Genomic DNA, 17,237 nt, shown 5'->3' with positions numbered 1-17,237 from the left:
GGCGGGGGGCATGGCGGGGGCGCGGCTCTCCGAAGGGTCCGGGCCGGCCCCCGCCGCCGCCCTCCCCAGGGCGGCGCCCGCGCCGTCGGCCGGTCTCACCGGGCTGAGCGCGACGGCGGCGCGGGTGCTGCCCAGCGTGGTCTCGGTGGAGACGGGCAGCGGGGGCGGTTCCGGGTTCGTGGTGGACGGCCGCGGCCACATCGTCACCAACGCGCACGTGATCAGGGGCAGCGACCGGGCGACCGTCGTGCTGAACGACGGCCGCCGGATCAACGCCCGCGTGATCGGCGAGGACGACGACGAGGACCTGGCCGTGCTGGAGGTGGACTACCCTCGCGAGCTCACGCCCGCCACCCTCGGCAGGTCCGGCGACCTGGCCGTCGGCGACCAGGTGCTCGCGATCGGCTCCCCGCTGGGCCTGTCGGGCACGGTCACCGCGGGCATCGTGAGCGCTCTGGACCGGGAGGTGCGGTTGGGCTCGGCACGGCGTACGGCCGTGCAGACGGACGCGTCCATCAACCCCGGCAACTCGGGCGGCCCGCTGGTCAACGCCCGGGGCGAGGTCGTGGGGGTGAACACGGCGATCGCGTCGGGGCGGGGCGGCGGCAACATCGGCATCGGGTTCGCCATCCCCATCGACCGGGCGGCGCCGATCGCGGAACGAATCATCCGAAACTAGGGTGCGGGGCATGCGACTGCTTGTGGTGGAAGACGAGGAGGACCTGGTCGACGCGTTGCGCGTCGGCCTCGTCCGTGCGGGATACGCGGTGGACGTCGCCTACGACGCGCCTTCCGCGCATGAGAAGTTGCAGGTCAACTCGTACGATCTGGTCCTGCTCGACCTCAACCTGCCCGGCGGGGACGGCTTCCAGCTGTGCCGCAGCGTGCGCGCGGCTGGACAGGGCATGCGGATCATCATGGTGACCGCCCGCGACCGGCTGGACGACCGGGTGCGCGGGCTCGACGAGGGGGCCGACGACTACCTGGTCAAGCCGTTCGCCTTCCCCGAGCTGCTGGCGCGGGTGCGGGCGCTGCTGCGCAGGGACTCCGGCGCCGGCACGTCGGTGCTGGAGGTGGGCGGGCTGCGGATCGACACCGCCAGGCTGGAGGTGTCGCTGCACGGCAGGTCGCTGGCGCTCACCCCCAAGGAGTACGGGGTGCTGCACTACCTCATGCGCCGCCCCGGACACGTGGTCTCCTCCGAGGAACTGCTGGAGCACGTCTGGGACGAGCACGCCGACCCGTTCACCAGCACCGTGCGCGTCACGGTCGGCAACCTGCGCCGCAAGCTGCAGGAGGAGGGCCTGATCGAGACCGTGATCAGCAGGGGCTACCGGCTCAGGGAACCGGCGTGATCCACACCATCCGCTTCCGGCTCACGGTCCTCTACTCGGGCCTGCTCTTCGTGCTGGCCGCGCTCGTGCTGGGCGGCATCTACTTCGCCGTGTCCGAGACCACCGACCAGCGCCCGATCGCGACGGACTTCGCCAAGACCTACCGCGGCACCACCTACCTCGGCAAGCGCGAGGTGGTCTTCCTCGAGGAGGTCGAGAACGCGGTCAACGTCAGGACGATGGCCACGCTGCGCGACTACTCGCTGATCACGCTGGCCGGCCTCTACGTCGCCAGCCTGGGCATCGGCTGGGTGCTGGCGGGCCGGGTGCTGCGGCCGGTCAGGTCGATCACGCGTACGACGGAGGAGATCCAGGCCACCGACCTCAAGCGGCGCATCAAGCTGAACGGGCCGCGCGACGAGCTCAAGGACCTGGCCGACACCATCGACACCATGCTGGACCGGCTGGAGGAGGCGTTCAGGGCGCAGCGCCAGCTCATCGACGACGCCTCCCACGAGCTGCGCAGCCCGCTGACGATCATCCGGGCGAACGTGGACGCCGTGCTCGCCGTCCCCGAGGCCAGCGACGAGGAGCGGGCCAGGGCCGTGGCCATCGTGGACCGCGCGACGACCCGCATGACCAGGCTCGTCGAGGACCTGCTGGCCAGCGCCAGGAGGCAGGGCGGCGCGTTCGCCGACGCCGACCTCGACCTGGCCAGGGTGGTGGGCGAGGCGTGCGAGGAGTACGCGACCCCGGCCGCCGCCCGCGACCTGACGATCACCCGGGAGCTGGGGTCGGGCCTGGAGGCGACCGGCGACGCCGACGCGCTGCGCCGCGCCGTGGCCAACCTGCTCTCCAACGCCGTGCGCCTCTCACCGCCCGCCGGGACGATCCGGGTCGCGGCCGGCAGGTCGGAGGGCTGGCTGTGGGTGGCGGTCCGCGACGACGGCCCCGGGATCGAGGCGGCCGACCAGGCGCGGGTGTTCGACCGGTTCTGGCGCGGCGAGTCCAGCCGCCGCGACCGCCACACGGGCCTCGGCCTGGCCATCGTCCGCCAGATCGTGGAGTCGCACGGAGGGCGGGTGGCGGTGTTCTCGCGGCTGGGGGAGGGGGCCACGTTCGTGCTCTGGCTGCCGCCGAGGGACGGCGTGCCCGGCGCGCCGCCCGATCACAACCCTCTCTAGCCGGCTCGCCTGCGGCAGACCGCCCGGGCGATCAGGAACGCCGCCACCGGCACCACGAACACGGCCACCCGCAGCCCGATCACGATCATCGTGTAGGTGTCGTGCGGCACCGTGAGCAGCGCGTGCGGGGCCGCGGGCGGTTGCGGGAACCCTGGCGCGGAGTGCATCGGCGGCGTCGCCTCCGAGACCCATGTGCCCGCCCACAAGACGGTGAAGAACGCGATGACCGCGATGCCCAGCGCCGTGCGCACCGGCGCCTGTGAGGGCCGGTCGAGCAGGTGGTGGTTGTCCCCGTCGCCGGTGAAGCGCCGCTCGAGGAACGGGTAGAGCAGCAGGATCCCGAAGAAGACCGTCAGGATCAGCGGCGGGATCCAGAGCCCGGGCTGCAGGACGTACCCGCCGACTGCGATCTCCCACGGCGGGACGAGCCGCTGCGCGCCGTCCAGCACCCCGGAGTACCAGAACGGCTGCGCCGACGGGACGTGGCCGCCCGCGCTGTACGCGCCGTGCTCCCACACCGGGTTGACCCGGACGAACGTGGCCAGCGCCGCGATGGCCCCCATCGTGAACAGCGCCGTCGCACCGTTCTTGACCGCGAAGTAGGGAAAGAACGGCCCGCCGGTGACCCGGCCTTGCGCGTCTGCCGTGGCCTTGCGCTCGTGTTCATGGTCGCGACCGCTTCGCTCGTCGTCGGCTCGTTCCTCGCTCTCTCGTCGCGAGCTCCTTCGCTCGGTGTGCTTCTGCCGCCAGGTCAGGACCAGCGCGTGCAGCGGGACCACCGCCATCAGGATCCCCGGCACCAGCAGCACGTGGGTGACGAAGATGCGCGGAAGGACCTGCCCGGGGAACCCGCCGTCGAAGGCGAACGCCGACAGGTACGTGCCCACCAGCGGGATCGACAGCAGCAGCCCCTGCGCCTGCCGCAGCCCGGCCATCGCGAGCTGGTCGCCGGGCAGCGAGACGCCCAGGAACGACTCGAACAGGACCAGCCCGAACAGCACCACCCCGAGCATCCACGTCAGCTCGCGCGGCCGCCGGAAGGCGCCGGTGAAGAAGACGCGGCACAGGTGGGCCACGATCGCCAGCACGAACACCGTCGCCGACCAGTGGTGGAGCTGCCGCATCAGCAGCCCGCCCCGCACGTCCAGGCTGATCTCCGCCGCGGAGGCGAAGGCCACGTCGGGATTGGGCTTGTAGAACAGCGTGAGGAACGTGCCGGTCAGCACCAGCAGCGCGAACGAGTAGAGAGCCAGCTCGCCCAGCAGGAACGACCAGTGGCTCGGGAACAGCTTGCGCAGCTGGGGGCGGAGCCAGCGGGCGAAGGGCAGGCGATCATCGAGGTAGATCGCCGAGTCGACGGCCGCTTTTGCGGATCCGGCGACGATACGGGCGCGCCGCTTGGGCTTGGTAGGAGTGGCCATGAGGGCCTCCTGGTGGGGGTGTGATCCGATTCTGCACCCATACGGCACCTTTCTCAAGAATTGGTTTAAACCAATTGGTCTAATCCAATTTCTCGCCTCTAGAACTATAATTGGATTAGACCTTTGGTGGGGCTTTGACCAGCACAAACGATGACTTATCCGAGGAGTGCAGTTTCGTCATCAATTTCGCCGGTAGAGTCCGGGCAGAGGCGTTGATTGGAGCGTGTGGTGGCCAAGTACGTTTACGACTTCACCGAGGGCAACAGGAATCTCAAGGATCTTCTTGGCGGCAAGGGAGCGAACCTTGCCGAAATGACCAACCTCGGGCTCCCCGTTCCCCCTGGATTCACGATCACCACCGACGCCTGCCGTCACTACCTGGCGGCGGGCGTCGTACCGGACGGCCTCGAGCAGGAGGTCGCCGAGCACCTGGACGCGCTCGAGAGGCAGATGGGCAGGCGGCTCGGGCAGGCCGACGACCCGCTGCTGGTGAGCGTGCGCTCCGGGGCGAAGTTCTCCATGCCGGGCATGATGGAGACCGTTCTCAACATCGGGCTCAACGACGAGTCGGTGCACGGCCTGGCCAAGCAGGCCGGCGGCAACGACCGCTTCGCGTGGGACTCCTACCGCCGGCTCATCCAGATGTTCGGCAAGACGGTGCTCGGGATCGACGGCGACCTGTTCGAGCACGCGCTCGACGCGCTGAAGGGCAAGCGCCAGGACACCGACCTCGACGCGGGCGAGCTGCAGGGGCTCGTGGAGACGTTCAAGGGCATCGTCCACGAGCAGACCGGCAAGGACTTCCCCACCGACCCGCGCGAGCAGATGCGCCTGGCCGTCATGGCGGTCTTCGACTCCTGGAACGCTCCCCGGGCCATCCTCTACCGCCGCCAGGAGCGTATCCCCGCCGACCTCGGCACCGCCGTGAACATCGTGGCCATGGTCTTCGGCAACGTCGGCAACGACTCCGGCACCGGCGTCGCCTTCACCCGCGACCCGGGCACCGGCAGGCAGGGCATCTACGGCGACTACCTGCAGAACGCCCAGGGCGAGGACGTGGTGGCCGGCATCCGCAACACGATCCCGCTGGAGGAGCTCGAGCGCATCGACAAGCGCTCGTACGACGAGCTGCTCGGGATCATGGAGACCCTCGAGAACCACTACCGGGACCTGTGCGACATCGAGTTCACGATCGAGCGCGGCAAGCTGTGGATGCTGCAGACGCGGGTCGGCAAGCGCACGGCGGCGGCCGCGTTCTGCATCGCCACCCAGCTCGTGGACCAGGGCCTGATCACGATCGACGAGGCCGTCACCCGCGTCACCGGCGACCAGCTGGCGCAGCTCATGTTCCCCCGCTTCGACGGCGGCGCGGACAAGAAGAGGATCGCCAAGGGCATGAACGCCTCGCCCGGCGCGGCCGTGGGCAAGGCCGTCTTCACCTCCGCGCGGGCCGTGGAGCTGTCGGAGCAGGGCGAGGACGTCATCCTCGTCCGCCGCGAGACCAACCCCGACGACCTGGCCGGCATGATCGCCGCCAAGGGCATCCTGACCAGCCGGGGCGGCAAGACCTCGCACGCCGCCGTGGTGGCCAGGGGCATGGGGAAGACGTGCGTGTGCGGGGCCGAGGAGCTGGAGGTCTCGACGAGCGAAGGTCGCTTCACCGCGCCCGGCGGGGTGGTGGTGTCGGAGGGCGACGTCATCTCGATCGACGGGACGTCCGGGGAGATCTACCTGGGCGAGGTGCCGGTCGTGGACTCGGCCGTGGTCGAGTACTTCGAGGGCGCCGAGCCGGAGGACGAGCTGGTCAAGGCCGTGGACCGGATCATGAGCCACGCGGACTCGGTCCGGCGGCTGGGCGTCCGGGCGAACGCGGACACCCCGGAGGACGCGGCGCGGGCCCGCCGGTTCGGGGGGCAGGGGATCGGGCTGTGCCGGACGGAGCACATGTTCCTGGGCGAGCGCAGGCAGCTCGTGGAGGATCTGGTGCTGGCGTCGACGGACGAGGACCGCCAGGCGGCCCTGGACGCGCTGGAGCCGCTCCAGAAGGCCGACTTCACCGAGATATTTCGGGCCATGGACGGAAATCCCGTGACAATTCGGTTGATCGACCCGCCGCTCCACGAGTTCCTTCCCGACATCGTGGACTTGTCGGTCAAGGTCGCCACCGACGAGGCCACCGACAAGGACCGCAAGCTCCTGGCGGCGGTGAAGCGCCTCCACGAGCAGAACCCGATGCTCGGCCTCCGCGGCGTCCGCCTCGGGCTGGTGATCCCGGGCCTGTTCGCCATGCAGGTCAGGGCCATCGCCCAGGCGGCCAAGGACGTGCCGGGCGCGCGGCCGGAGATCATGATCCCGCTGGTGGCGGCCGTACAGGAGCTGGAGTCGGTACGCGAGGAGGCGGCGAAGATCCTCGCGCAGACCGGCGTGGAGGCCCTGATCGGCACCATGATCGAGGTCCCCAGGGCGGCCCTGACCGCGGCCCAGATCGCGGAGGCGGCGGAGTTCTTCTCCTTCGGCACCAACGACCTGACCCAGATGGCCTGGGGCTTCTCGCGCGACGACGTGGAATCGGCGTTCTTCTCGCGCTACCTCGACCTGGGCATCTTCGGCGTCTCCCCGTTCGAGACGCTGGACCGGGAGGGCGTCGGACGCCTGATCAAGATCGCGGTCGAGGAGGGCCGCTCGACCCGCCCCGACCTCCACCTCGGCATCTGCGGCGAACACGGCGGCGACCCCGACTCCGTCCACTTCTGCCACGACGTGGGCCTCGACTACGTCTCCTGCTCCCCCTTCCGCATCCCGGTAGCCCGCCTGGAAGCAGGCCGCGCCGCCCTGACCGACTCCGACTCCGACACCCGCTAACCCGGGGGCCCGCCCGTGCTGCCGGGGCTCGCGGCTTCGCCCCGAGCCCCGGGCGAGGTGGCCTACCGGCCCCCTCGCGCTCCCCCGGCCGCGGACCACGTTCCACAGGAGTGTCGTAGGCCATGCAGCCAATGTTCAAGGCACCGTGGTGGGGGGGTCGCGGCCTCGGCTGATGGGCGCCCTGCCGACAGCGGATTCACCTGGTGATCGCCACTGCCCGGACACGGCTTGCGGGCAGCACGGCCGCCAGCACCGCGAGCACCGAACAGAGGGCGATCACCCCGACGACCGGTTGCCAGGGCACGTCGATCGCCACGGGGCCGGTCAGCTGCAGCAGCGCGGCGTACAGTCCGAGCAGCCCGAGCGCGGTGGCGAGGGCGGCGAGGAGCACGCCGACCGCCACGACCAGCAGTGCCTCGGCCACGACGTATCGCAGGACCTGCGCCTTGGTGGCGCCGAGCAGGCGCAGCGCTCCGTGCTCGCCCGCCCGGTCCGGGGCCGCCATGAGCAGGGTGTTGACCTGCGCGATCACGGTGTAGCTCAGCATGATGCCGAGCACGGCCAGCAGGCCGAGACGGCTGGCGGAGGCGGCGCGGCCGGTGACGGTGCCGGCCCAGGCGGCCTTGGTCATGGAACGGGCGTTGTGCCCCTCGACGGTCCGCTCCAGCGCCTTCTCGGCCTTGGCGGCGGAGGCGCCGGGGCGCAGCCTCACGTAGGCGAGCGAGGGCAGGGCGGACAGAGCGTGCGCCGGGGTGACGTACGCGTCCGCCGTGGAGTCTGCGCCGAGCAGCGCGACGACCGTCAGGGACAGCTGGCTGCCGTCGGCCCGCCACAGCCGTACCCGCTGGCCCAGGCTCATCTCCCAGGTGGGAGAGACCGCGATCGTGTCGTCGCGCAGCTCCGCGAGCGATCCGGCGGTCACGGGCACGGACAGCGCGGTCGTGAGCGTGGCCGGGTTCACGGCCTCGGCGGGCCGCTGGATGAGCTGGGTCCCCTCGCCTTCGAGCGTGTAGAGGCTGGTCCGGGTCACGGTGGTGACGTCGGCGCCGGGGACGGCGCGCAGGCGTTCGGTGAGTTGCCGGTCAAGCCCGGCCGTGCCGGACGGCAGCACCAGGTAGTCGGCGCGTACGGGGTCGATCCGCATCGCGGCCTTGGTGGCGTCGGTCATCGCCGCGGCGCCGAGCAGGGTGGCGGCCAGCGCGACGGTCATCAGGACGGGTGCGGCCGTGGCGGCGGTACGCCTCGTCGAGGCGACGGCGCCGGCGGGGACCACGAGAGCGCCCGCGCCGCGCAGCCGTCCGAGCGGGGTGGCGAGCAGGTTCGCGACCGGGCGGACGAAGACTGGGGCGAGCAGTCCGGCGGCGGCGATGAGCAGCATGACGATGGGCATGAAGGTCTTGTTGTTGGTCGCGCCCGACGGGTCGCTGACGGCGTTGACGGCCATGCTGATGACGGCGGTGGCGAGCAGGCCGCCGCCGGCGATCCAGCGTCCGGGCGTCATGGCCCGCGCTTCCACCGCCGCCTGGCGCAGCGCCTCCGCAGGCCGCACCCGGCCCGCCCGCCAGGCGGCCACGACCACGCCGAGCACGGCGACCAGCACTCCCGTGCCGAAGGCCACGTACGAAGGCACCGCGGAAGTGGAGGGCACCAGCCAGGCGGGCGCCATGCCGAGCGAGCTCAACAGGTCCAGGATCGGCCGGGTGGCGAGGGGGCCGGTCAGCGCGCCGAGCGCGGAGGCGGCGATCGCGACCAGGAGCGCCTCGCCGTGCACCATGCGCCTGACCTGACCGGTGGTCGCGCCGACGGTGCGGAGCAGGGCGAACTCGCGCTGCCGCTGCCCGACCGCGAAGGCGAAGGTGGAGGAGACCACGAACACGGCGATGAACCCGGCGAAACCCGCGGCGATGCCGGCGATCGTGTTGGCGTTGTTGCGGGCCTGCTCGTCGCTCTTGCGGGAGGGGTCGAGCAGCGCCCGCTCCTGGCCGGTCAGCACCTTGACCTCGGTCGAGATCGCGGGCATCCCACCCTTCCGCGATGCCGCCCCGGACGCGATGGCCTGACCCGGGGTGGCCTGGCCCGGGGTGGGCTGATCTGGAGTGGCCTGGCCCGGGGTGGCCTGGGTGCGGGTGGGCTGGGCCGTGGGCGACTGGCTCAGGGCGGCGCGGACCTCGGCGGCGGGGCGCCACACGGCCAGCGCGTCGATCCGCGGTGACAGCAGGGCAGCCCGCCCATCGGTGAAGAACACGGTCGGCTGCGGCCCCGCCGAGGCGATCCCCACCACCCGGTACGGCCGGGTCCCCGCCGCCGTCACCACCTGCACCCGCCGGCCCACCTGGGCACCGGCGGTGACGACGATCTCGTCGTCCGCGGCGGGCGCCCGCCCCGACGACAGCCGCTGCGGCGCCGTACGGGCGGCTGGCCAGGGACGGCCCACGGCGGGTGGCCCACCGGCGAGCTGCGCCGCGAAGATCCGATCCACTACGGACCCGGGGACGCGCCCGGCCAGCTCGGGATCCAGCCCGCGCGGCTCGGCCAGCGGCGCGCCGCTCTCGCCGAACGGGCTCCGCACGGTGAGCCGCTCGTCGGGCACGACCACGACGGGTGCGGCGGCGTACCGCTGCGGCGCCCGGTCGGGCGAGGAGATGCCGGAGGCCAGCACCTGGCCGAGCGCGGCCATGAGGGCCGCGCCGAACGCCAGGGCGACGAACGTGCCGGCGAAGGACGACCACCGGACGCGCAGCGTGGACCAGGCGATCCTCAGCACGACGCCTCCAGCTGCAGCATCCGGGTCGCGACCTGCTCGGCGCTCGGGTCATGGAGCTCCCCGTAGACCCGGCCGTCGGCCAGGAACACCACGCGGTCGGCGTGGGCGGCGGCCACCGGGTCGTGGGTGACCATGATGATGGTCTGTGCCTGCCGGTCGACGAGTTCGCGCAGCAGCCGGAGCACCTCGCGGCTGGTGTTGGCGTCCAGGGCGCCGGTGGGCTCGTCGGCGAACAGCACCGCCGGCCGGGTGACCAGGGCGCGGGCGATGGCGACGCGCTGCTGCTGGCCACCGGACATCTCGGCGGGCCGGTGGTCGACGCGCCCGGCCAGGCCCACCGCGCTCAGGCTCTGGCGCACCTGCTGCGAGTCGGGGCGGCGGCCGGCCAGGCGCAGCGGGAGGGCGACGTTCTGGGCGGCGGTGAGCGACGGCAGCAGGTTGAAGGACTGGAAGACGAACCCGATCCGGTCACGCCGCAGCAGCGTCAGCTTCTTGTCGCTGAGCGTCGCCAGGTCCCGGCCGTCCACCGTCACCCGCCCCGAGCTCGGCCGGTCGAGCCCCGCGGCGCACTGCAGCAACGTCGACTTGCCCGACCCCGACGGTCCCATCACGGCGGTGAACGTGCCGGCGGCGAAGCCGATCGACACGTCGTCGAGCGCCGTGACGCCGTGTGCGTAGTGTTTGGTGACCGAGCTGAGGTCGACCGCTTGCGTGGAATTCATGACGGCGACGCTATGAAGGCCAAGACCTGGGCGGTACCGGATGAATGACTAGGATTCGTCCCATGCTTCGGGGGCGGGAGTCTGAACAGCAGGCCATTGACGTGCTGCTCGACCAGGCTCGCGCCGGGCGCTCCGGCGTGCTGGTGCTCGGGGGCGAGCCGGGGATCGGCAAGACCGCCCTCCTGACCTACGCCGGGGAACGCGCCCAGGACATGCGGGTGCTGCGCGGCCTGGGCGTCGAGACCGAGGCCGACATCCCGTATGCCTCGCTCCACCTGCTCCTGCGCGGCGCGCTCGACCGGCTTGAGTCGCTGCCAGAGCCGCAGGCGGCGGCGCTGGCGGGCGCCCTGGGCCTGGCGCCCGCGCGGGCCGACGACCGGTTCCACGTCGGCGTGGCCGTGCTGTCGCTGTTGGCGGAGCTGGCCGAGGACCGGCCGCTGCTGTGCCTGGTCGACGACGCGCACTGGCTGGATCAGGCTTCGGCGGGCGTGTTGCGCTTCGCCGCGCACCGGCTGCACGCGGAGGGCGTCGTGATGCTGTTCGGCGCGCGCGACGGCTTCGACCCCGGGAGCCTGCCCGGACGGCGGCTCAGCGGCCTTGACGACCGCAGCGCCGCGCAGGTGCTGGCCGATGCCGCGCCCGGCCTCACCGGCTCGACCCGCCTGAAGATCCTCAAGGAGAGCGCGGGAAACCCGCTCGCCCTGCTCGAACTGCCGAGCACCGCCGACCTGCCGTTCTACGACCACAGCCCGCTGCCGCTGCCGGAACGCCTGCGGCTGGCCTACGCCGCCCGCGTCGGCCGCCTGCCCCAGGCCGCCCGCACCGCGCTCCTGGTCACCGCGCTGGCGGACGACGGCGACCTGAACATGATCACGAAAGCCTGTGCCGCGCTCGGCATCGAACCCGCCGCCCTGGGCGCGGCCGAACGCGCCGAGCTGGTCACGATCGCCGGCCGGCAGGTGCGCTTCGCCCATCCGCTCATGCGCGCGGCGGTCTTCCAGCTCAGCACGTACGACCTGCGCCTGGCGGTGCACCGGGCCCTGGCCGATCTGCTGGCCGATCGGCCCGACCGGCGGGCCTGGCATCTGGCCGCCGCCGCGACGGGCCCCGACGAGACCGCCGCGCGAGCGCTGGAGGATATGGCCCGCCGGGCCGGGGACCGCGGCGCGAGCGTCAGCGCCTGCACCGCGTTCGAGCGGGCGGCCGAGCTGAGCCAGGACGAGGAGCTCAAGGGGCGGCGGCTGCTCTCGGCGGCCGTGCACGCCACCGAGGCGGGCCAATCGCAGCGGGCCCAGCGGCTCGTCGAGGCCGCCACCGCGCTCGTGCCCGCCACGTCGGCCCGCACCACGCTCCCCAAGCTGCGGGCCAGGATCGCCCTCGACCAGGGCGCCCCGCACCTGGCCCACGACCTGCTGCTCAAGGGCGCCGCGGACGTGGCCGGCGACGACCGCGCCGCCGCGGGCCTGATGCTGGTCGAGGCGGCCCGCAACGCCAACCGGTTCGGCGACGCCGGCCGGCTCGTCGAGGCCGCCGACCGGCTGCGCGCGCTGGACCTGCGCCCGGAGGACGACCTCGACCTCGCCGGACAGGCCGCCCTGGGAACGGCGCTGCTGCTGACCGAAGGCCCCGCCGCCGCTCTGCCGATCATGCGCGAGCTGGTGTCCAAGGGCAGCCGGATCACCCCGGAAATGAACTCACGCCGGATCAACGCCTCCTATTTCGCCCTCCAGACCGGTGACTTCCAGGCCGCGTGGGAGATCGCCCGCGCCGCCGCCGACGAATGCCGCGCCAACGGCGAAATCGGTAAGCTGGCCGTTCTCCACATCACGCTCGCCACCAGCGAGATCTTCCTCGGCAGGTTCACGGACGCGACGGCCACCGCGAGCGAGGGCCTGCACCTGACCGCCGAGACCGGCCGGCCGAGCCGGGCCGGTTGCATGCGGGGCATGCTCGCCTGGATCGCCGCCGCCCGGGGCGACGCGGACCGGTGCGCCGAGCTGTCCGCCGCCGCGCACGAGCACCACGGCGCCAACGGCATCGTCAACGCTCTGGCCTGGGCCCAGTGGGCGCAGGCCCTGCTCGATATGGGCCGGGGCCGCCACGCCGAGGCTCTGGACCGGCTGGAGACGGCCATGGCCGGTCCGGCACGCCACCAGTTCCAGACCGTTCACTTCGCCCCCGACCAGATCGAGGCCGCGGCCCGGCTCGGCCTGACCGCCGACCGGCCGCTGCGCCGCTACGAGGCCTGGGCGGAGGCGTCCGGCCAGACCTGGGCGCAGGCCGTACTGCACCGTTGCCGGGCCCTGCTCGAACCCGACGGGGAACGCGCGCACGACCATTTCCGCACCGCCGTACGGCTGCACGCCGGCGGCGGCCACCCCTGGGAGTCGGCGCGCACCGCCCTGGTCTACGGCGAGCGCCTGCGCAGGGACCGGCACAAGAGTGCGGCCCGCGCCCAGCTGCGCGCCGCGCTCGAGACCTTCCAGCGCCTGGGCGCGCGGCCTTGGGCGGAGCGCGCCGCCAACGAACTGCGTGCCGCCGGCGACACCGGTCTCGTCGCCGCCGGGGCCGACGCGCTGTCGGCGCTCTCCCCGCAGGAGCTGCAGATCGTTCGCCTGGCCGCGGCCGGCCGTACCAACAAGGAGATCGGCGCGCAGCTCTTCCTCAGCCCCAAGACCGTCAGCTACCACCTGTACCGGGCCTTTCCCAAGCTCAACGTGACCAGCCGGGCCCAGCTCGCCGGGCTCGACCTGGCGTGAGCGGCCCTGGAGGGGCGAGGTCCTCGCCCTGCTTGAGGGCGGCGACCTCGTCGGACTCGCCGGAGGTCGCGTCCAGGAACCGGGAGAGCTCGTCGGGCAGATCATGATCGACCGGACGACTCCTGGCCGAGGAAGGACATGAGATGCGGGAGCAGGGCGTCCCATGAGACGTTGTGGTTCTGGCCTTCGAGGACCACGTGCCGGCAGTGCGGCAGCACGTCCGAGACGGCCCGTGCGGCGGCCGGAGCCCCCAGTCGCCGGTCATCCGGATGAGCGTCGCGATGATCTGACCCCATTCCTCCCGGAACAGGTCCTCGATCGTCGCCTGGACGGTCAAGGGTGCACGGCCCGCAGCTCGATCGTGCCGTGGCGGGCCACGGGATGCGTACGGGCGGCCTCGACGGCCTCCTCGCGGGAGGCGCACTCGATCAGGCTGAACCCGGCCACGACCTCTTTGGACTCGACGAAGGGGCCGTCGGTCAGGAGCACCTCGCCGTCGCGCACCCGGACCGTCGTGGCGTCCGCCGGAGGCTCCAGTCCACCGCTCAGGATCAGCTTGTCGCCCCTGGCCGCGCCCCAGGCCTTGCAGTCGGCCAGGAACTCGGGGTCGGCCAGCATCTCCTCGTAGGCCTTGCTGTCTCCGCATATCAGCAGCAAGTACTTCACCCGACCGATCCTATTCGAGCGGCTCGGCCGGGAACCGTCAGCGCGTCAGTGCGGTGCCCAGCCGGCGGATCACCTCGGCCTCGGCGGGGTCGGCGTCGTCGCCGGACGGCGCGTGTTCGGTGATGGCCGCCCCGATGATGCCGTCCACCTGGGAGACGAGGTCGATCAGCCGCTGCGGACGCACGCCGTTCGGCTCCGGGTAGCAGGTCGAGCCGAAGGCGGTGGGTTCCAGGACGTCGAGGTCGACGTGTACGTACACGGGGCCGCGCAGATCGTCGAGCGCGCGCTCCAGGTCGTCGACGCCGTACCTGCGCAGGCCGGTCTTTGCGAGGTACTCGTGCTCGGACACGTCGCCCGCCCGCTCTCCGGCGATGATCACCTGGTGCGGCCGCAGCGGCCGTTCCGGCGTGAGGCCGGCCGGGCCGTCCCCGAGCAGCGCGCGCACCACCATCCCGTGGAAGGCGCCCGACGGCAGGGTCTGCGGGCTGTAGACGTCCGGGTGCGCATCGATCCACAGCACTGTCAGAGCGTCCCCGTAGCGGGCGTGGGCGGCGGCGATCGGCGGAATGTCGACCGCGCAGTCGCCGCCGACGGTGACCACCCGGTCGTCGACGCCGGCCAGCGCCTCGCGCGTCCGCCGCTGGTTCTCCACGAGCACGTCGTACGCGCGAACGCCGGCGGCCCTGTCCCCGCCGGTCTCCAGCACCGGCACGGTCACCACCGCGTCGGCCGGAACGAGCGCGGCGGCGCGATGGGCGCCGGCCGTCAGCCGCGGCGCGCTGCCGGACGCCGAGCCTTGCCATTGCGGTACACAGAGGACAGTCGTCATGCGGCGACGATAAGGGGCGTCAGGATCGAAGCGCTAGATCATTCATGGGAAGGGTCGGTCTCCAGGAGGTCCAGGTCCGGGGGGACGAGGGTGGTCGACTCCACCAGGCCTCTGAGGAGGTTGTGCAGGAGGTTGTTGTCGTACGGGCGGCCCTCCGACCGGTCGTGGCGCAGCGGGTACGGGAAGCCGGCGGAGTGGAGGCGGTGCCGGACGGCCTCGATCCGGTCCTCGATGATGCCCGCCCGCCACTTCTCCCCGGGCCGCAGGTAGGCCAGCCGGGCCTCGGCCTGGTTGTACGTCAACGGGCGCGGCGCCTCCTCGTACAGCAGATAGCGCTCGCCGAGCACCACCAGGAGCAGCCGTTCCGTCTCGCTGAGACCCCAGATCTTCGGCGGGTTGGTGGCGGCCGCGTGGAGGTCGGTCTGGGTGTCGCCGCAGGAGCCCGTGACGTAGAGCTCCACGAGGTGCTGGCGGTAGCCGGAGCCCCTGATGAACAGGGGGGTGTAGCCCGCCGCCAGCGGGACGGGGTCGGTGGAGCTGTGCATCAGCTGGCCGCGCGGCAGGCGGACGAGCTGCCGGCCCAGGTTGCGGAGCCACCACCGGCTGTCCTCGTACGTCACCTCGGCGTGCAGGCGGCTCACCGACTGGTCGTCCGCGCCCACCCGCAGATCGACGTTCGGGCGCTGGTCCCGCCCGAACCGGACGTGGCGGCCCGGACGCGGCGCGACCATGATGCCGCCCATGACGGTGCGGGCGTGCAGGGTGCCCGGGACGGCCGGGTCCACGCCGTGGGCGAGGCTGTGGGGAGCGCTCATCTGTTCGCCTCCTTGGCGCTTGTGGGACGCAGCCGTATGGTGCCCCAACCTCTCCGGGACCCTCCCCGGTTCCCCCGCTACGCGATGGTTCCGAAGTTACTGGGTGATCGGGGAGATACGCAGCGCTTTTTGACGACATTCCTTCACTCGGCGCGAGCCCCGCGTGTCAGCGCGCCCACTTCCCGGAAAGCTCTTGCCGCATCCGGATCGTAGTCGTACCGTCACGGATAGCGTTTCCCGAGAATGGAGGTGGAGCTGTGAGGAGGCACGAATGCGGGCATCCTTTCGCGACCGGGGAGGTGTGATGTTCACGCACATCGCGTGGCGGCTCGACGCGATGATCGCGGCGATCACCGACCACCGCCCGGCCCTCACCCGCCCGATCGAGCAGGCGCTGCGGGCGGTCCCGCGCCACTGGTTCGTGCCCCCGGTGGGCGAGTCGCTCGAACGCGACGGGCACGGCGCGCGGATCGACCGGGACGCCGACCCGCCGGCCTGGTGGGACGCCGTTTACGCCGGGCGTCCCATCGCCGCCGCCGACGGGTGCTCGTGTCCCGCGCCCAGCGCGGTCGCCGACCTGCTGGAGCTGCTCGGGCCGGTGCCGGGCCAGAGGGTGCTGGAGGTGGGCACGCGTACGGGGTGGACCGCCGCCCTGCTGTGCCGGCTGGTCGGGCAGTCGGGGAGCGTGACCTCCGTCGAGTCCGACGCCGCCGTGGCCGAGCAGGCCGCCAAGAACCTGGCCGCCGCCGGCGCCCTCCCGCACCTGGTCGTGGGCGACGGCACGGCGGGCTGGGCCGAACGGGCGCCGTACGACGGGGTGCACGCGACGTACGCGGTGCGCACCGTCCCGTACGCCTGGATCGCGCAGACCAGGCCCGGCGGGGTGGTGGTCACGCCGTACGGCGACGGGCACGCCCTGCGGCTCGTGGTCGGGCCGGACGGCACGGCCGGCGGCCGGTTCGCCCCGCTCACGACCATGACGTGGACGCGGCGCGACACCCCGCCGGGCGCCGTCCTGGCCGAAGACGTCCTCCCCGAGGCGCGTGACGCCCGCCGGACGTGGGCGGCCTGGGGCGAGCCGGGGCGGGAGCGGTTCGGCGTGACGGTCACGTCTGACGGGCAGCGGATCTGGCTGGACAGCCCCGAGCGAGTGATCGGTTGACCGGCTGAAATTCGGTTGACCCCGCGCGGAGTCCGTCAGAAGGATGCGGGGGTGCTGATCGAGTTCAAGCGATACTCCCCGGACGACGTCGAAGCGCTCGTCGGCTTCCTCACCGGGCAGGAATGGCCCTTCCACGCGGGCGTCCAGGACCCGGAGGCCGTGCGCAAGCGCGCCGCGGACGGCCTCTACGACGACGAGGAGTCCAGGACGTTCTGGGTGCTCGCCGACGGGGAGCGCGCGGGCCTGGTCCGGCTGCAGGACCTCGCCGACGACACCCCCCTGTTCGACCTGCGGATAGGGCGGGAATGGCGGGGCCGGGGCCTCGGCACCGCGGCGGTCGCCTGGCTGACCGGATACCTCTTCGCCGAGCTCCCGCATATCACCCGGATCGAGGGCACGACCCGCCAGGACAACCACGCGATGCGAGCGGTCTTCCGCAGGAGCGGATACGCCAAGGAGTCGCACTACCGGGAGTCGTGGCCGGGCCTGGACGGCACGGTCCACGACGCCGTCGGCTACGCGATCATCCGCCGCGACTGGCTCTCCGGCACGGTGACGCCCCCCGACTGGGACGACGAGCCCCGCTGACCCGCGGCGGGGGGGGGGGGGGGGGGGGGGGGGGGGGGGGGGGGGGGGGGGGGGGGGGGGGGGGGGGGGGGGGGGGGGGGGGGGGGGGGGGGGGGGGGGGGGGGGGGGGGGGGGGGGGGGGGGGGGGGGGG

The 17,237-nt window shown here is 72.6% G+C and carries 13 protein-coding genes; 7 read left to right on the top strand and 6 right to left on the bottom strand.

Annotation, left to right across the window (positions count from 1 at the left end; genetic code table 11):
* The 3 genes from ACFKCF_RS60885 to ACFKCF_RS60875 form a co-directional block, all read left to right on the top strand.
* Positions 1-679: S1C family serine protease (locus ACFKCF_RS60885; RefSeq protein WP_394506556.1), on the top strand; the 679-nt coding region annotated here is incomplete at its 5' end.
* Between the two features lie 10 nt (positions 680-689).
* Positions 690-1,355, top strand: coding sequence for a response regulator transcription factor (locus tag ACFKCF_RS60880; RefSeq protein ID WP_394506554.1), 666 nt, complete (start codon positions 690-692; stop codon positions 1,353-1,355).
* The gene (locus ACFKCF_RS60875; RefSeq protein WP_394506552.1) at positions 1,352-2,518 is read left to right on the top strand and encodes an ATP-binding protein; all 1,167 of its coding nucleotides are present in this window, start codon (positions 1,352-1,354) and stop codon (positions 2,516-2,518) included. The genes ACFKCF_RS60880 and ACFKCF_RS60875 overlap by 4 nt, the downstream gene beginning before the upstream one ends.
* On the opposite strand, the gene ACFKCF_RS60870 is transcribed toward ACFKCF_RS60875, so the two are convergent.
* Complete coding sequence (locus ACFKCF_RS60870; protein ID WP_394506550.1) at positions 2,515-3,939, bottom strand: cytochrome bc complex cytochrome b subunit; 1,425 nt, start codon at positions 3,937-3,939, stop codon at positions 2,515-2,517. The two genes, ACFKCF_RS60875 and ACFKCF_RS60870, sit on opposite strands and share 4 nt — an antisense overlap.
* Positions 3,940-4,167: 228 nt before the next feature.
* Here ACFKCF_RS60870 and ppdK point away from each other — a divergent pair, with 228 nt between their 5' ends.
* The gene (ppdK, locus tag ACFKCF_RS60865; RefSeq protein ID WP_394506548.1) at positions 4,168-6,801 is read left to right on the top strand and encodes a pyruvate, phosphate dikinase; all 2,634 of its coding nucleotides are present in this window, start codon (positions 4,168-4,170) and stop codon (positions 6,799-6,801) included.
* Between the two features lie 196 nt (positions 6,802-6,997).
* Here the strand turns inward: ppdK and ACFKCF_RS60860 are convergent, their stop codons facing one another.
* Entirely contained in the window at positions 6,998-9,565 is a 2,568-nt protein-coding gene (locus ACFKCF_RS60860; RefSeq protein ID WP_394506546.1) for an FtsX-like permease family protein, read from the bottom strand.
* Entirely contained in the window at positions 9,559-10,287 is a 729-nt protein-coding gene (locus ACFKCF_RS60855) for an ABC transporter ATP-binding protein (protein WP_394506544.1), read from the bottom strand. The genes ACFKCF_RS60860 and ACFKCF_RS60855 overlap by 7 nt, the downstream gene beginning before the upstream one ends.
* Before the next feature lie 62 nt (positions 10,288-10,349).
* Between ACFKCF_RS60855 and ACFKCF_RS60850 the strand changes: the two genes are divergently transcribed.
* Positions 10,350-13,046 (top strand): AAA family ATPase, encoded by a 2,697-nt coding sequence (locus ACFKCF_RS60850; RefSeq protein ID WP_394506542.1) that lies wholly within the window; start codon positions 10,350-10,352, stop codon positions 13,044-13,046.
* A gap of 333 nt (positions 13,047-13,379) precedes the next feature.
* Here the strand turns inward: ACFKCF_RS60850 and ACFKCF_RS60845 are convergent, their stop codons facing one another.
* Genes ACFKCF_RS60845 through ACFKCF_RS60835 form a run of 3 tightly spaced genes read right to left on the bottom strand, consistent with a single transcriptional unit; the run spans position 13,380 to position 15,356 of the window.
* A complete protein-coding gene (locus tag ACFKCF_RS60845) occupies positions 13,380-13,712 on the bottom strand; it encodes a YciI family protein (protein ID WP_394506540.1) in 333 nt (110 codons plus the stop codon).
* Positions 13,713-13,749: 37 nt separating this feature from the next.
* Positions 13,750-14,541: an arginase family protein gene (locus ACFKCF_RS60840; RefSeq protein ID WP_394506538.1), complete on the bottom strand. Its 792-nt coding sequence runs from the start codon at positions 14,539-14,541 to the stop codon at positions 13,750-13,752.
* 38 nt (positions 14,542-14,579) lie between these two features.
* The gene (locus ACFKCF_RS60835) at positions 14,580-15,356 is read right to left on the bottom strand and encodes an FHA domain-containing protein (protein WP_394506536.1); all 777 of its coding nucleotides are present in this window, start codon (positions 15,354-15,356) and stop codon (positions 14,580-14,582) included.
* Positions 15,357-15,660: 304 nt separating this feature from the next.
* Between ACFKCF_RS60835 and ACFKCF_RS60830 the strand changes: the two genes are divergently transcribed.
* Both ACFKCF_RS60830 and ACFKCF_RS60825 read left to right on the top strand, forming a co-directional pair.
* Positions 15,661-16,518, top strand: a complete 858-nt coding sequence (locus tag ACFKCF_RS60830; RefSeq protein WP_394506534.1) for a protein-L-isoaspartate O-methyltransferase — start codon at positions 15,661-15,663, stop codon at positions 16,516-16,518.
* A gap of 51 nt (positions 16,519-16,569) precedes the next feature.
* Positions 16,570-17,106, top strand: a complete 537-nt coding sequence (locus tag ACFKCF_RS60825; protein ID WP_394506532.1) for a GNAT family N-acetyltransferase — start codon at positions 16,570-16,572, stop codon at positions 17,104-17,106.
* The last annotated feature ends 131 nt before the right edge of the window (positions 17,107-17,237 follow it).

The sequence above is a fragment of the Nonomuraea sp. JJY05 genome (genome assembly GCF_043496855.1).
GTDB lineage: Bacteria > Actinomycetota > Actinomycetes > Streptosporangiales > Streptosporangiaceae > Nonomuraea.
The sequence above is the reverse complement of the archived record's forward strand: the minus strand, read 5'-3'. Positions and strand labels throughout refer to the sequence as shown.

What these genes read in the sequence shown, in the direction of transcription:
- ACFKCF_RS60880 (WP_394506554.1), top strand. Translation starts at nt 690, where the DNA reads ATGCGACTGCTTGTGGTGGAAGACGAGGAGGACCTGGTCGACGCGTTG.
- ACFKCF_RS60870 (WP_394506550.1), bottom strand. Translation starts at nt 3,939, where the DNA reads ATGGCCACTCCTACCAAGCCCAAGCGGCGCGCCCGTATCGTCGCCGGA.
- ACFKCF_RS60855 (WP_394506544.1), bottom strand. Translation starts at nt 10,287, where the DNA reads ATGAATTCCACGCAAGCGGTCGACCTCAGCTCGGTCACCAAACACTAC.
- ACFKCF_RS60850 (WP_394506542.1), top strand. Translation starts at nt 10,350, where the DNA reads ATGCTTCGGGGGCGGGAGTCTGAACAGCAGGCCATTGACGTGCTGCTC.
- ACFKCF_RS60840 (WP_394506538.1), bottom strand. Translation starts at nt 14,541, where the DNA reads ATGACGACTGTCCTCTGTGTACCGCAATGGCAAGGCTCGGCGTCCGGC.
- ACFKCF_RS60835 (WP_394506536.1), bottom strand. Translation starts at nt 15,356, where the DNA reads ATGAGCGCTCCCCACAGCCTCGCCCACGGCGTGGACCCGGCCGTCCCG.
- ACFKCF_RS60830 (WP_394506534.1), top strand. Translation starts at nt 15,661, where the DNA reads ATGTTCACGCACATCGCGTGGCGGCTCGACGCGATGATCGCGGCGATC.